4 protein-coding genes are annotated in these 15886 nt (G+C 70.8%); 1 reads left to right on the top strand and 3 read right to left on the bottom strand.

Translation table 11 applies throughout. From position 1 onward, the window contains the following. The first annotated feature begins 84 nt into the window (after positions 1–84). The gene (locus AC1RAA_RS25125; RefSeq protein ID WP_492728071.1) at positions 85–2232 is read left to right on the top strand and encodes a TonB-dependent siderophore receptor; all 2148 of its coding nucleotides are present in this window, start codon (positions 85–87) and stop codon (positions 2230–2232) included. Positions 2233–2336: 104 nt separating this feature from the next. On the opposite strand, the gene AC1RAA_RS25130 is transcribed toward AC1RAA_RS25125, so the two are convergent. From AC1RAA_RS25130 to AC1RAA_RS25140, 3 genes are read right to left on the bottom strand one after another with little or no spacing between them, the layout of a single operon-like run. Beyond that, positions 2337–3173 carry an alpha/beta fold hydrolase gene (locus AC1RAA_RS25130; RefSeq protein ID WP_492728073.1) on the bottom strand — a complete coding sequence of 279 codons (837 nt, stop codon included), beginning with the start codon at positions 3171–3173 and terminating at the stop codon, positions 2337–2339. Further along, on the bottom strand, positions 3173–12769 hold the full coding sequence (locus AC1RAA_RS25135; RefSeq protein WP_492728075.1) for an amino acid adenylation domain-containing protein: 9597 nt from the start codon (positions 12767–12769) through the stop codon (positions 3173–3175). Before AC1RAA_RS25135 ends, AC1RAA_RS25130 begins: the two co-directional genes overlap by 1 nt. A gap of 13 nt (positions 12770–12782) precedes the next feature. Then, entirely contained in the window at positions 12783–15884 is a 3102-nt protein-coding gene (locus tag AC1RAA_RS25140; protein WP_492728077.1) for a non-ribosomal peptide synthetase, read from the bottom strand. Positions 15885–15886: the final 2 nt, after the last annotated feature.

Below are 15886 nucleotides of genomic sequence, written 5' to 3' on the forward strand. Positions count from 1 at the left end.
CCACTGGCACTGAAACATCCATATCAAAATAAGAACCATTCTCATTAAAATCCGCCGTCCCAACCCTCTCTGGAAGTCCTTTTCATGCGCCCTCTACCCCTGCCCCGGCAGCGCCTGCTGAACGCTTCGCTCGTGGCCGCCTTCGGAACCGCCGCCGCGTTCTGGAGCCTTTCCGCCTCGGCACAGGGGCAACAGCAGCCGCCCTCGGCCTCCACTGCCACGCCGAGCACCGCAGGCAGCACGTTGCCAGTGGTGACAGTGCGCGACGAGCCCGAAGTGGCGAACGGCCCGGTGCAGGGCTACGTGGCGCGCCGCAGCGCCACGGGCACGAAGACCGACACCCCGCTGATCGAGACGCCGCAGTCCATCTCGGTGATCGGCCGCGAAGAGCTCGACGCACGCGGCGTGCAGAACATCATGGAAGCCGTGCGCTACACCCCGGGCGTGGCCGTCGGCAACTGGGGCTATGACGCCCGCGGCATCGACTGGCTGCTGCTGCGCGGCTTCGACGCCACCAACGCGATGTACCGCGACGGCCTGCGCCTGGCGCCCTACTCGCTGACCGAGCCCTACGGCGTGGAACGCGTCGAAGTGCTGCGCGGCCCGGCCTCGGTGGCCTACGGCCAGTCCGATGCGGGCGGCGTCATCAACCGCGTGAGCAAGATGCCCAGCGCCACGGCCGTGCGCGAAGTCGAAGTGCAGCTCGGCAGCTTCGGCCGCAAGCAGCTGGGTGTCGACCTCGGCGGCGCGATCAGCGACACGCTCACCTACCGCCTCGTAGGCGTGGCCCACGACAGCAACACCCAGGAAAGCTACCCGAACGGCGATGCCGTGAAGGTCAAGCGCGACTACCTGGCCCCCTCGCTGCGCTGGCAGCCCTCGGCCGCCACCTCGTTCACGGTGCTGGCCGAGTTCCTGCAGAGCAAGGCCGGCGACGACACCGGCTACGTGGTCGGCCCCAAGGGCGTACCCACCTGGGTCAAGGAAGGCGAGCCGCGCTTCAGCTGGATCAAGCAGAAGCAGAACGCGCTCGGCTACATGTTCGAGCACCACTTCAACGACAGCTGGACCGTGCGCCAGAACGTGCGCTTCAACGACTTCGACACCGACAAGACCCACATGCGCACGGCGCTGCAGGCCGACGGTCGCACGCTCCTGCGCACCGCGCGCGCCGACCCCGAGCGCGTGCACCAGCTGACGGCCGACACCAACGTGCAGGGCCGCGTGCGCACCGGCGCCGCCGAACACACGCTGCTGTTCGGCATCGACTGGATGCGCAACAACTACTCGACGAGCACCCGCACCGGCCCGGCCCCGAAGCTCGACCTGCTGTTCCCGGTGTACGGCCTGCCCGTCGCCGAGCCGACGCGCCTCGGCCTGGACACCTCGCAGACCACCGAGCAGCTCGGCGTCTACCTGCAGGACCAGATCAAGATCGCCGACCGCTGGGTCGTCACGCTCAGCGGCCGCCAGGACCATGTCAAGACGAACTCGTTCGACCGCCTGGCCGGCAAGGCCAGCTCGCAGACCGACGACAAGTTCAGCGGCCGTGCCGGCCTGACCTACCTGTTCCCCAACGGCTGGGCGCCCTACGTCAGCTACGGTGAATCGTTCCTGCCGACCAGCGGCGTGGACGCCAACAGCGAACCTTTCCGCCCGAGCCGCGGCAAGCAGTGGGAAGCCGGCGTCAAGTTCCAGCCCGAAGGCGCACGCTCGCTGTTCACGGCCGCCGTGTTCGACCTGCGCAAGTCGAACGTGGTCACCTACGACCAGCAGACCTTCGAAGCCCGCCAGATCGGCCGCATCCGTTCGCGCGGCCTCGAGCTCGAAGGCAAGACCGAGATCGCGCGCAACCTGAACCTCACGGCCTCCTACACCTGGCTGGACATGAAAGTGATCCAGAGCGCGGACACCAACGAACTCGGCAACACCCCGATCCAGGTGCCCAAGCAGACCGCCTCGCTGTGGCTCGACTACACGATGGACAACGGCTGGGGCGTGGGCGGCGGCATGCGCTACATCGGCCGCCGCTACAACAACGTGACCAACACCGACGCCGAAGGCGGTGTCACGCTGTTGGACGCCACCGTGCACTACCGCCAGGGCCCGTGGCGCTTCTCGGTGAGCGCCACCAACCTGGCCAACCGCAAGTACACCGCATCGCGTGCCTACGGCGGCTACTACCCGGGCAACGACCGCGCGGTGGTCGCGAGCGCCAAGTACCAGTTCTGAGATCGAGGGGCCGGCACGAGTCGGCATCCGGTCCTGAAACGACACAGGCCACGTGGCGCCATCGGGCGCCACGTGGCCTGTTCATTTTTTGATTTGCAGGCCGGCTAGATCCGAACCCCTGCCTGCTTTTCTTCCGTCTCCACCGCTTCGAGTTCGCGCAGCACGGCCGCATGCAGCGCACGATCGGCCAGCACCCCCATGTGGTCGCTGCCCGCAATCACTTCGACGCCGTCGGTCCGCGCACCGGGGCTCGCCGACATCTCCTGCGACATCCACCAGCACACCGGCGCGGGCGCTTCATCGGCCGCCACATGCGCAATGCCCAGCCGCAGGCAGTTGACGCGGCTCCAGAGCGTGTGCTCTTGCGAGCCTGCCGCCGGCCCGTCGACCGGCAGCGCCGCGCCGAACGCGCGTACCACCTCGCGAAGGAACATGTCGTGCTGCGGACGCGCCATGCGGCCCAGCGTCTGCTGCCAGAGATCGCGCATGGCCGAACGTGCCAGCCACTGCTGCAGCGAGGCGTCCAGCGGTTCGCGCTCCGCGGCATCGAGCGCCGGTGCGCCGGCGAGCGCAGCGCGCATCTGCGGATACGCCGCGATGTCGACGGCGCCGACCCACGCGATATCGAAACGCTCACGCAGCCGGCGCGCAACCTCGAGCGCCACGAGCGCGCCCACCGACCATCCGAACAGCGCAATGGGCCGCGCCTTCGCCGCTTCGCGCGATGCAATGGCCTGCGCGTAGCGGTCGGCCATCGCTTCCACCGAATCGCCGGCCCATGCCGCCTCGCTGCCGGGTTCGCTGACAACGGTGAGCACGGGCAGCGCGTCCTGCAGCACCGCGTACTCGTCGCGCTTCCAGGCGCGGGCGGGAAAGGCATAAAGCGCGACAGGCGCGGAGGCCGCGATGGCGGCTTCGTCGAAGACAGGTTGCGGCTTCATCAAAGACTCTCCTCCAGGGCGGCCAGGGGCGCGGTGCGACCCGGGTCGAGATCGGTCCGGCCCGCCGGCAGGCACAGGGCCACGGCCAGGTCGTCGAGCACGGGGTGTTCGAACACATCGCGCAGTCGCATCTTCGCGGCGGGCAAGCCCTCGCGGTCGACACGCGCGTTCCATTGCACGACCAGGCGCGCAGCCAGCAGCGAATCGCCGCCCCGCTCGAAGAAGTGCGCGTGCGGTGTGGCGGCAGATGCCGACAGCACGCCGCGCCATGCCTCGGCCAGCGCCGAGAACGCGCTCACCGGCAAGGCCCTGCGCGATGCACCCGCCACGGCGTCACGCACCGGTGTGCGCGTCAATGCGGCATGCGCGACCGCCGGCGCTTCCAGCAGCGAGGCCACCGTGCGGCCCGCGCCCTGCAGAAGCGCCTTCACCAGGCCTTCCATCTGCGCCGCCAGGGCGGCCATGCCCTCGGGGTCGAACACCTCACGCGCATGCTCGAAGCTCAGCCACATCTCCTCGCCCTTGGTCTCGACGATCAGCACCAGCGGTACGCCGAGCGTGCCGCGGCCCGACGAGGCCTGGATGCCGAGGCTCGGTCCCATGCCGCCCGAGATCGCCTCGTCCACCGGGTAGTTCTCGAAGATCACCAGCGTGTCGTACAGCGACTGTCCCGGCACGCCGAGCCAACCCTGCACGACCGACAGCGGCGCATGCTCGCGCTGACGCAGCGCGAGGTTGGCCGAGACGATCTGCCGCAGCCAGGCGCCCACGCCCATCGCACCATCGGGGCGCAGCATGAGCGGCAGGCTGTTCACGCACAGGCCCACCACGTCGTCGATGCCGCGCATCTCGAACGAGCGCCCCGACATCGTCACACCGAAGCACACGCCCGCGCGGCCGGTGCGCTGCATCAGCAGCAGCGCCCAGGCCGCCTGCACCAGCGTGTTGAGCGTGACCTGCTCGACCTGCGCCGTGGCGCGCAGCGCGCGCGTGGTGGCGGCATCGAGCACCACGCGGTGGCTGTCGCAACCGCCCGGCGCCCATCGCTGCAGCGGCACGCCGCACAGCAGCGTCGGCGTGCGACCGATGTCGGCGTAGCGGTCCTGCCAGTAGGTCTGTTCCTCGTCCTTCGCGTCGCGCCCGCCGCGCACCGCCGCGACGAAATCGGCGTACGGCTGCAGCGGCGATGTCACCTTCTGGCCGGCGTAGAAGGCGAACAGCTCGCCCATCACGCGCGACACGCTCCAGCCGTCGAAGAGGATGTGGTGCCAGGTCCAGGCCAGCCGCCAGGCGTTGTCGCTCACGCGCACGGCCACCCAGCGCGCGAGCGGCGGGCGGGCCATGTCGAAGCCTCGCAGGCGCTCTTCCTCGCACAGCGTGTTCCAGGCCTGTTCCAGCGCCGCTTCGTCGCGGTGCCGTCCGCGCCAGTCGAGCAGCTGCACCGGCGCGTCGAGATGCCGCAGCACCACCTGCATCGGCTCGCCTTGTGGCTGCCAGTGGAAGCCGGTGCGCAGCGCGGCATGGCGCGCCACCGTCGCCTGCCAGGCCGACTTCAACCGGTCCGGGTCGAGGCCCACCATCTGCACCAGCGTCTGCACGACGTTGATCTCGGTGCCCGGTGCGATGCTGCTTTCGAACAGCATGCCCTGCTGGCCCGGTGCGAGCGGATGGATGTTCTCGATCTGCGTCGCGGCTTCGGGCAACGCCGCGACCAGCGTGTCGAGCGCCCCGGCCTCCAGCGCTGCGAGCGGAAAGTCGCTGGGCGTCACGCCCTGCGCATCGGCAAGGCCGCTCGTGCAATGCGCGATCAGCGCGAGCAGCTCCTGCCTGAAGCGGTCGACCCAGCCCTGCACGCTGGCCGCATCGTGGCGCGCGCGGCTGTACATCACGCGCAATGCAAGTTCGCCCGCGTAGACCTGGCCGTTGACCAGGAACTCGTGGCCCATCGGCGCGCCTTCGTTCACGGTCACGCCCATGCCTTCGGCCGCCGGCGTCCACAGCGCGTCCGCATCGAAGTCGCCATCGAACTGGCCGAGATAGTTGAAGACCACCTGCGCATGCACCGCCATGCCTACGTCCCCGCGCTGGCGCAACAGGCCAAATCCCAGCCCCTTGCCCGGAATGCCGCGCAGGCTTTCCTTCACCCGCATGAGCGCCGCGCCGGGCTCGCCCAGCGGCGCGAGCGCCACCGGAAACGCGCTGGTGAACCAGCCCACGGTGCGGGTCAGGTCGACGCCGTCGAACAGGTCCTCGCGGCCGTGGCCCTCGAGGTCGACCAGGATGCGTTCGTGCCCACTCCACGCGCACAGCGCGCGGCCCAGCGCCGTCAGCAGGATGTCGTTGACCTGCGTGCGGTAGGCCGCAGGCGCGTCCTTGAGCAGCGCCTCGGTCGCGGCCTTGTCCAGCCGCAGTTCCACGCTGGCCTGCTCGGCCGTGGTGGCGGCGCCTTGCGGGCGGTTGCATGGCAGCTGCGCGGGCACTTCGGCCAGCGCCTGCCAGTGCGCGCGTTCGCGCGCGTCCTGCGCCAGTTGCGCGGCGTGGGTCTGCAGCGCCTGCGACCAGTCCTTGTAGCTGCTGGTCTTCTCCGGCAACACGACGGCCTCTCCGCGCAGCATCTGCGCGCAAGCCGTGCCGAGGTCTTCGAGCAGGATGCGCCACGACACGCCGTCCACCGCCAGGTGATGGACCGCGAGCAGCAGCCGCTGACTGCCGTCCTCGACCTCGATCGCCAGCGCGCGCAACAGCGGACCGTTCACGATGTCCAGGCTGCGCTGCGCTTCGTCGCACAGCGCATCGATCTGCTGCGCGTCTCGGGCTTGTCGCACCCACAACAGCTCGTGGGCCGGGTGGTGCGCGCTCGCGCCGTAGTGCTGCGTCCAGCGGCCTTCGCCATCGCGGCCGAAGCGCAACCTGAAGGCGTCGTGGTGCGCGACCACGGCCTCGAATGCCTTGCGCAACGCCGCCAGTTCCACCGGCGTGCGCGGCTGCAGCAGCACCGCCTGGTTCCAGTGGCTCGGCACAGGCAGCTTCGCGCCCAGAAAGTCGGCCTGGATCGGCAGCAGCGGCACCTCGCCCTCGCGCAGGCTCGCGGGGCGCTGTGCGCCGGTCTGCACGGCCTGCGCCACCGTGGCCAGCAGCGCCACCGTCTGGCGCTCGAAGAGCTGCCGCGGCGTGATACGCCAGCCGGCCTTGCGCATGCGCGCCACGATCTGCAGGCTCAGGATCGAATCGCCGCCGAGTTCGAAGAAATTGTCCTGGCGGCCCACGCGCGCCACGCCCAGCACCTCGACCCAGCTCTGTGCGAGCGCAGCCTCGATCGCGCCTTGCGGCGCCTCGTACGGCGCATCGGCACCGGCCGCCTCGGGCGCGGGCAGCGCCTTGCGGTCGATCTTGCCGTTGGCGTTGAGCGGCAGCTTCTCCAGCACGACGAAGGTGCCGGGCACCATGTAGTCGGGCAGCGCCTCGCCCAGCACCTGCTTGAGGCGCGACACGTCGATCCCGGCGTCCGCCCCCACATAGCCCACGAGCCGTGCACCACCCTGCCCCTCGGCAGCCACCACCACCGCCTGGCGCACGCCGGGCTGCAGCAGCATTTGCGCCTCGATCTCGCCGAGTTCGATGCGGAAGCCCCGCACCTTCACCTGGTGATCGATGCGGCCCAGGTACTCGAGCTGGCCGTCGTCGCTCCACTGCACGAGATCGCCCGTGCGGTAGAGGCGCCCGCCCGGCGCGCCGAAGGGATCGGCCACGAAGCGTTCGGCCGTCAGGTCCGCACGGTGCAGGTAGCCGCGTGCGAGACCGGCGCCGCCCAGGTACAGCTCGCCGGGCACGCCGCGCGGCACGAGGTTCATGTCGGCGTCCAGCACATGTGCGCTGCGTTCGCCGACCGGCCGCCCGATGGGCGCATAGCCCGGCACGCAGCGCTCGTCCGCGCCCACCTTCCAGAGCATCGGCGTCACCACCGCTTCGGTGGGACCGTAGCCGTTGATCAGGATTTTCGGCTTGAGGTAGCGGCACACCGCTTCGAAGCCGTCGCGCGGCATCGCCTCGCCGCCGAACGAATACAGGTGGATCGGCGGGCACTGCCCGCTGTCGCGCGCCTCCTTGGCCAGCTCGCGCAAGTACACCGGCGGAAAGCCGGCGTTGGTCACGCCGTGGCGTTGCATCGCGGCCAGCGTCTGATCGGGCGTCCAGAGCGAATCGTCGCGCACCACCAGGCTCGCACCGCACCCCAGTGCGGTGTGCAGCCGCTCGTGCGCGCCGTCGAAGGCGAACGACAGGAAGTGCAGCTCGCGCGACTGCGGCCCCATCTCGTAGAGCACGGCCGTGTCGCGGCAGTGCATGTCGAAAGGCCCGTGCATCACGCTCACGCCCTTGGGCTTGCCGGTGGAGCCCGAGGTGTAGATCACGTAGGCCAGGCTGTGGTCGTGCAGCGGCACGTCGGGGTTGTCGCTGCGCTCGCCCGACAGGTCTTCGCGGTCGACGAGGAGCACACGGTGCTCCCCCTCGGGCCGCGGCATCCGCCCCGCCAGGGCTTCGCTCGTGAGCAGCAGGCCGATGCCGCTGTCCTGCACCATGTAGGCCAGCCGGTCGACCGGGTACTCCGGGTCCATAGGCACGTACGCGCCACCGGCCTTGAGGACCGCGAGGATGCCCACCACCATCTCGAACGAGCGCCCGAGTGCGATGCCCACGCGCGTCTCGGGCTTCACGCCGAGCGTGATCAGACGGTGCGCCAGGCGATTGGCGCGCGCGTTGAGCGCGCCATAGGCCAGCGCCTCGTCACCGAAGATCACCGCCACTGCATCGGGCTGCGCCTGCGCCTGTGCCTCGAAGCGCCGGTGCACCGCGTGCACCCCGCGCGCATCGCTTGGCAAGGGCGCGGCGACCGCCTCGGGCCCGTTCACGCCCCACTGCTGCAGCAGCGCCTTCTCGGCGTCCGGCATCACCTCCAGCGCACCGATGCGCGTGCCGGGGTTCTCAGCCAGTGCCGTCACCAGCGCGCGGACCGATTCGGCCATGAAGCCGCACAGGCGCCGCGCGCCCACCGCGGCGGTGATCTGCGCGCCGATCTCGAAGCCCTCGCCCAGGTCGTCCACCGACATCGCCACCGGGTAGTTGCTGCGCTCGCGGCTGCCGACGATCTCCATGCCGGGCCAGGCCTCGGAGGTCTCCTTCCGGCTTTGTGCCGCGTGGCGGCAGTTCAGCAGCGAGGTGAAGAGCGGCGCGCCGCCCGACAGCCCGCTGCAGCGCTGCGCGAGCGACAGGCTCGCATGCTCGTGGTGCAGCAGGCCGCTGAGCGCCGCGTGCGTCTGGCGCAGGCACTCTTCGACGGTCTGCGCGCCCAGCCGGATGCGCAACGGCAGCGTGTTGATGAAAAGGCCCAGCGCGCGCTCACCGCCCTGCATCCGCCCGAACAGCACGGTGCCGAACACCACGTCGTCCTTGCCTGCCGTGCGCGCGACCACCAACGCCCAGGCGAGGTGAAACAGCGTCGCAGCGCTCACGCCGTGGCGCTGTGCCTGCTGGCGCACCTGCGCCGAGAGCGCCGCATCGAGCGGCAGCCGCAGCGCCTCGGCATCGAGGCCGTCGCCGCGCACGTCCAGCAGGTTGAAGGGCGCCGTCGTGTCCTGCACGTCGCCCAGCAGCTGGCCGAAGAAAGCCTCGTGCTCGGCGCGGCTCGCACCCAGGCGCGCCTGCGCCACGAAATGCCGGAACGGCGCGGGCACGGGCAGTTCGCCCGCGCGGCCCTGCTGGATCAGCGCGATCTCCTGCACCACCAGCTTCAGCGTCGTGTTGTCGTCCACCATATGGTGGTTGAAGAGCTGCAGCAGCCAGCACCCGCGCGCCGCATCGTGCGCCGCGATGGCGTGGATCATCGGCGCCTGCCGCACGTCGATGCGGTAGCGCCCCGGCGCCGCGTAGCGGTGCATGCGCTCGGTCGCGCCGAGCGCGGCGGTGTCGCCCTCGGCCGGCGCCACATCGTCGAGCCAGCGAAGGCGCATCGGCGCCTCGCGCAGCACCACCTGCACCGGCTCGGCCAGCTCTTCCCACAGCACCGCAGTGCGCAGGATGTCGTGCCGCGCGATCACCTGGTTGAAGCTGTCCACGAAGCGTTCGAGCCGCTCGCGGCTGTCGAAGCTCAGCGCGCTCGAGGTGACGTAAGCGTCGCCCTCGGTCTGCAGCAGGTGGTGAAAGAGCATGCCCTCCTGCAGCGACACCAGCGGATAGATGTCCTGGATGTTGGCCGCACCGCCGGGCACGGCGGCCTCGATGCGCCGGATCTGCGCCGCATCGAGCGCCATCAGCGTCACCATCGCGGGCTCGATCGCCTCGCAGCCGTCCGGAATGCCGTTGGGCGGCACCACCACCTCGCGCCGCGCCAGCCGCTGCTCCTGTTCGACCGCCTGCGCGAAGCGCGTGAGCTGCGGCCACTGGAACAGCGTGCGCACCTGCACCGCCCAGCCGCGCGCACGGATGCGCTCGAGCAGGCCGAGCGCCATCAGCGAATGGCCGCCGAGCTCGAAGAAGTTGTCGTTGCGCCCCACGCGCGCCACGCCGAGCACTTCAGCCCAGATGGCGGCGAGCACCTGCTCGGTCTCGCCCTGCGGCGCCTCGTAGGCCGCGCTCGCGGCGAACGCGGGCTCGGGCAGCGCCTTGCGGTCGACCTTGCCGTTGGCGTTGAGCGGCAGCGCCTCCAGCGCCACGATGACGCTGGGCACCATGTAGTCGGGCAACTGCCGGCCCAGCTGCTCGCGCAGCCGCACGGGCTCCAGCGCCTGGCCGTCCTTGGCCGATACATAGGCGGCCAGCCAGGTGCCGCTTGCGCTGTCCTTGGCGATCACCACCGCCTCGCGCACTTCGGGCTGTGCGAGCAGTTGCGCCTCGATCTCGCCCAGCTCGATGCGAAAGCCCCGCACCTTCACCTGGTGGTCGATGCGGCCCAGGTACTCGAGCTGCCCCTTCTCGTTCCAGCGCGCCAGGTCGCCAGTGCGGTAGAGCCGCCCGCCGCCCTGCGTGTCGAAGGGGTCGGCAATGAAGCGCTCAGCGCTCAGGCCGGGCCGCCCGAGGTAGCCACGCGCCAGGCCTTCGCCCGCCACATAGAGCTCGCCCGGCACGCCGATGGGCGCCGCGTTGAGTTCGCCGTCGAGCACGCGCAGGCCCAGGTCGGGAATCGGCACCCCGATCGGGCTGCGCCCGCCGTCTAGGTCACGCCGCGTGATCGGCCGGTAGGTCACGTGCACCGTCGTCTCGGTGATGCCGTACATGTTGATGAGCCGCGGCTGCGCGTCGCCGAAGCGGTCCATCCACGAGCGCAGCGTCTCGGGCTCGAGCGCCTCGCCGCCGAAGATCACCCAGCGCAGCGCCAGGCCGGCCTCGGCGAGTCCGGGCAGCCGCGTGAGCTGCCCGAAGGCCGAGGGCGTCTGGTTGAGCACCGTCACGCGCTCGCGCCCGAGCAGCGCAAGGAAGTCTTCCGGTGAGCGACTGACCCAATAGGGCACCACCACCAGCTTGCCGCCGGTGCACAGCGCGCCGAAGATTTCCCACACCGAGAAGTCGAAGGCGTAGGAGTGGAAGAGCGTCCAGACGTCGTCCGGCCCGAAGCCGAACCACGCGTCGGTGGCGACCAGCAGCCGCGTCACGTTGCGGTGGCACAGCTGCGCGCCCTTGGGCCGGCCGGTGGAGCCCGAGGTGTAGATCACGTAGGCCAGGTTCTCCAGCCCCACCTCGATGTCGGGATTGCGCGCGGGCTCGGCCGACAGGTCGAGCGTGTCGAGTTCGAGCACCGTCACGCGGTCGGGTGCCGGGATCTTCTCGCGCACCGCCTGCTGCGTGAGCACGAGCGCGGTGCCGCTGTCCTCGATCATGTAGGCCAGCCGGTCGCGCGGATAGTCGGGGTCCAGCGGCAGGTAGGCCGCACCGGCCTTCAGGATCGCAAGCAGGCCGACCACCGTGTCGGCCGAGCGCTCCACCGCGATGCCGACCAGCATCTCGGGCTTCATGCCGCGCGCCAGCAGGTGGTGCGCGAGGCGGTTGGCGCGTGCGTTCAGTTCGCCATAGCTCAGCACCTGCTCGCCGAAGGCCAGCGCGGTCGCGTCGGGCCGCTCCGCAGCCTGGCGTTCGAAGAGGCGGTGAATGGGCGCTACCGCGTGATGCTCGCGCGCCTCGCCTTCCCATTGCGCGAGCCGCCGGCGGTCGGCCGCATCGGTGAGCGCGAAGCTGCCGGCCGGACGCTCGGCGTCGGCCGCCATGTGCCGCAGCACCTCGAGGTAGGCGCCCACCATCCGCTCGATGGTCGCCCTGTCGTAGAGCGCCGTGTTGTATTCGAGCCGGCCGCGCACCTGCGCGCCGGCAAGGGTGAGGTCCAGAGAAAGCTCGAACTTCGCGCTGCGATCCGGCGCGGGCAGCTGCTCCACCTGCAGGCCCTCGAAGCGGGGGCCGGTCGTGCCGTCTTCCATCTGCAGGCCGAACATGACCTGGAACAGCGGCGTGCGGCCCGGCTCGCGCCGGTCGGTGCGGCTCGCGAGCAGCACGTCGAAAGGCAGGTCGGCATGGTCCAGCGCGGCCAGCACGTCGCCGCGCACCTGCCGGCAGGTGTCGCGCAGCGACATCCGCGGCGTGAGCCGTGCGCGGAAGACCTGGGTCGTGACGAAGAAGCCGAGCAGCCCGTGCAGTTCCTCGCGGTGCCGGCCGGCCGAAGGCACGCCCACCGCGAAGTCGTACTGGCCGCTGTAGCGCGCAAGCAGCACCTGCCAGGCGGCGAACAACACCACGAAGGGCGTGCTGCGCTCGGCACGGCAGAGCTTCAGCAGCGCCTCGCACAGCGGCGCCTCGAGTGCGAAGTGCGTGGCGGCACCGTCGAAACCCAGCTGTTCGGGGCGGGCGTGGTCGGTCGGCAACTCCAGCGCGGGCACCTCGCTGCCCAGATGCGCGTTCCAGTGGTCCAGGTCGCGCTGCATCGCGCCCGACGCTGCACGCTCGCGCTGCCAGCGCGCGTAGTCGGCGTACTGCAGCGGCAGCGCGGGCAGGTGCACCGCGCCGGTCGTGCACAGCGCGGCGGCGTAGGCGTCGGCCAGGTCCTTGGCAAGAATCGGGTTCGACCACGCATCGGAGACGATGTGATGCAGGCAGAGGGCAAGCACATGCTCGTCGTCGGCCAGCCGAACCAGCCGCGCCACCAGCGCCGGCGCAACACCCAGGTCGAAGACGTGCGAGACGGTGCGGTGCACGGCGTCATCGAGCTTGGCCTCGCGCGATGCGGGCGCCTCGCCCCGCAGGTCGATGCGCTCGATGCCGAAGGCGGCATCGCCCCGCACCATCTGCAGCGCCGCACCGTCGCGATTGAAGAAGCGCGTGCGCAGCACGGCATGGCGTTCGACCAGCGCCTGGAACGCGCGCTCCAGTGCATCGGCGTCCAGCGGCCCCTTCAGGCGGAACACCCGCGGCAGGTTGTAGGCCGTGAGTTGCGGCTCCAGGTTCTGCAGGAACCAGAGCTGCTGCTGCGCGAAGGACATCGCCACCGCCTCCCCGGGCACCGTGCATGCGGCAATGGCTTCGGGGTCCACGCCCTTCGGCATCTTCGTCGTCTCGTTCATCAAGCGTTTCCGTTCAAGAGGGGATGGCCTCGGCCTCGAGGCGCCAGGTGTCGGCGAGCTGTTCGGTCTGCGCGGGGTCGGCGCTGGCGGCACGCACCGCGCGCGCCAGCGTCGTGACGCTGGGGTGGTCGAACACCACCCCCGGTGCGATCTCCACGCGCAGCAGCCGGCGGATGCGCGCGGCCAGCTTGATCACCAGCAGCGAATGGGCGCCCAGTTCGAAGAAGTCCTCGTCCACGCCGATGGACGCGCGGCCGAGCAGCTCGGCCATGCCGGCTGCCAGCAGGTGCTCCAGTGCATCGCGCGGCGCTTGTGCGCCTTCGTGCGACGCGGCGGCTCCGGCCGACGCAGGCATGGCGGCCGCCAGCGCGAGCCGGTCGACCTTGCCGTTCGCAAGGCGCGGGAAAGCCTCGACCTCGACGCAGCGCGACGGCACCATGTGCGCCGGCAACAGCGCGGCCAGCCGCTCGCGCAGCCCGCCCACCTTTTCCGCGTCGCCGACCACGCAGGCCACGAGCTCCACCCCGCCGGCTGGCACCGCCACGGGCAGCACCACCGCCTGGCGCACGCCTTCCTGCGCGAGCAGCACCGCCTCGATCTCGCCCGGCTCCACGCGGAAGCCGCGCACCTTGAGCTGGTGGTCCGCACGCCCCGCGATGCGCAGCGCACCGCCGGGCAGCACGCATGCCAGGTCGCCCGTGCGGTAGAGCCGCTCGCCCGGGGCGAAGGGGTCGTCGATGAAGGCTTCCGCCGCCACGCCGCCGAGGTAGCCGCGGCACAGCTGCGCACCGCCGATGTACAGCTCGCCCAGCGCGCCAGTGGGCGCAAGCCGCAGTGCGTGATCGAGCACGCGCACGCGGTTGTTGGCCAGCACCTGCGACAGCGGCAGCTGGTCGGGGAAGGCCGCGCCGGGCTCGAGCCGGTGCACCATCACGCCGACGGTGGTCTCGGTCGGGCCGTAGTGGTTGTAGACCGTGCAGGCGGGCGGGGGCGCCGCGCGCGCAATGCGCTCCAGCAGCGAGCGCGATGCCGCCTCGCCGCCGAGCACCAGGAGCCGCGGCAGCACCGGGGTCTCGGCCTCGAGCAGTGCCTCCAGGTGCGAGGGCACGATCTTGATCGCATCGATGCGGCACTCGGCCATGAAGCGGGTGAAGACGGCTGCGTCCTTCGTCGCCTCGGCGCCGGCCACCACCAGGCACGCGCCGTTGAAGAAGGCACCGAACAGTGCCGTGTTGCCGAGGTCGGCCGCCACGGTGCTGGTGAGCGCCCAGCGGCGGTAGCCGTCGAGTGCCATCGCCGACGAAGCGGCGGCCACGTAGTTGAGCAGTTGCGCCTGTTCGATCACCACGCCCTTGGGCTTGCCGGTGGAGCCGGAGGTGTAGAGCACATAGGCCAGGTCATGCGGCGCGGCCGGCACGTCGGGCGCCGAGACATCGAAGGCCGACAGGTCGATGCCGCCGGCCATGGCCACGCACCATGCCGATGCCTCGGCATCCTGCACGGGCTCGGCCTGCAGCAGCAGCGCGGGCTTGGCGTCGGCCAGCACCGCGGCGCGGCGTGCCGCGGGCCATTCGGGTTCGAGCGGCAGGTAGCCCGCGCCCGCCCGCCAGGCCGCGAGCATCGCGACCAGCAGGTCGAGCGACCGCGGCAGCGCCAGCGCGACCAGCCCGCCGCGCTGCACGCCCTGCGTCCGCATCCAGTGCGCCATGCGGTTGATGCGAACGTCGAGTGCCGCGTAGCTCAGGCGTTGCTCGCCGTCCTCGATGGCCGGCGCATCCGGCGTCGTCCGCGACCAGTGCGCGATGCGCTCGGCGATGCCCTGCGTGCCCACGTCCAGCGGTGCGCCGTCCAGGGCGAGCAGGGCCTTGCGTTCGTCGGCATCGATGAGCGTCAGGTCCTGCACCGGCGTTGCGGGGCTGTCGGCCACGGCCTGCAGCAGCACGAAGAGCTGCTGCAACAGGAGTTCCAGCGCAGGCGCGGCATAGCGGCCCTCGTTGGCATGCAGCGCAAACACGGCACGCGGCACCGACCATTCGACTTCGAGCGCGAGCTCGAAGCAAGCCAGCGGCCCCGGGCGTTGCGCCACTTGCCACGACGCAGGCAGATCGTCGGGCGTGCGCAGTGCGAAGCCGACGGCGAGATGGGCTGCATCGGCCCCCGCATCGAGCACGCCGTATTCCTGCGCCTCGACGTGCGTGCGGGCCTGGGCCGCGAAGCGCGCCAGCCAGTCGGCAAACGGCTCCTCGGCGCCGATCTCCACCCGCAGCGGCAGCACCTTCTCGTAGACGCCGATGGCGCCCTGCATCACCTCATAGTCGAGGCGGCAATCGTGCTGCCAGCCGCCGGTGAAGCGCGCGAAGCCCGTGAGCCGCGCGAGCAACGTCCACCACGCGGCCTGGAGCAGCTCGGACACCTGCACGCCGTGCGATCGGGCCAGTGCGTCCAGCCGCGACAGCAGTGCGGCATCGAGCGTGCGCTCGACGACGCGGCGCGCCGGAACAGCCACATCGCCCACGTCGCCCTGTCGCGCAGCAAGGCGCGGCGCGGCAAGCGCTTCGCCGCCAGCCAGATAACCCGCCCAGTAGGCGCGCCCCTTCACCGCGTCTTCCTCGTCGTCGTGCGCGAGCGCATCGCGCCACGCCGCGAACTGGGTGTACTGGAACGGCTCGGCATCGGCCGTTCCCTCGTTGCCGCAGGCCTCGGCAATGCGCGCGACCAACGTCGCGAGGCTGGCCGCATCGGCCGCCAGCGGATGGGCGGAAAGCGTCAGCCGGTGATGCGCTGCATCGACACGGTCCAGCCCGATGCGCACCACGCCGCCTTCTTGCAGCTGCATCGATGCATCGGCCTGCGCATGGCTGGCGGACAGCGTGGCACGCGGTTGCTGGCGCCATGCGAACGGGTCGACCGCATCGCGCATCGCCAGGCGCATCGCCTCATGCGCCTGCAGCACCTCGGCCGCCACGGTACGCAGGTGCGCCTCGTCGAGCGCGCCCTCGATCGTCACCGACACCGCAAGCGGCGGCAGTGCAGCGCCGCGGTGCATTGCGAGCACGGCGCGCTGCTCGGGGCTCAGCGGCAGGGCCGCCTCGAAATTCTCGAACCGGTCTTCCATCG

This window comes from Variovorax sp. GW823-FHT04F07 (assembly GCF_058795995.1).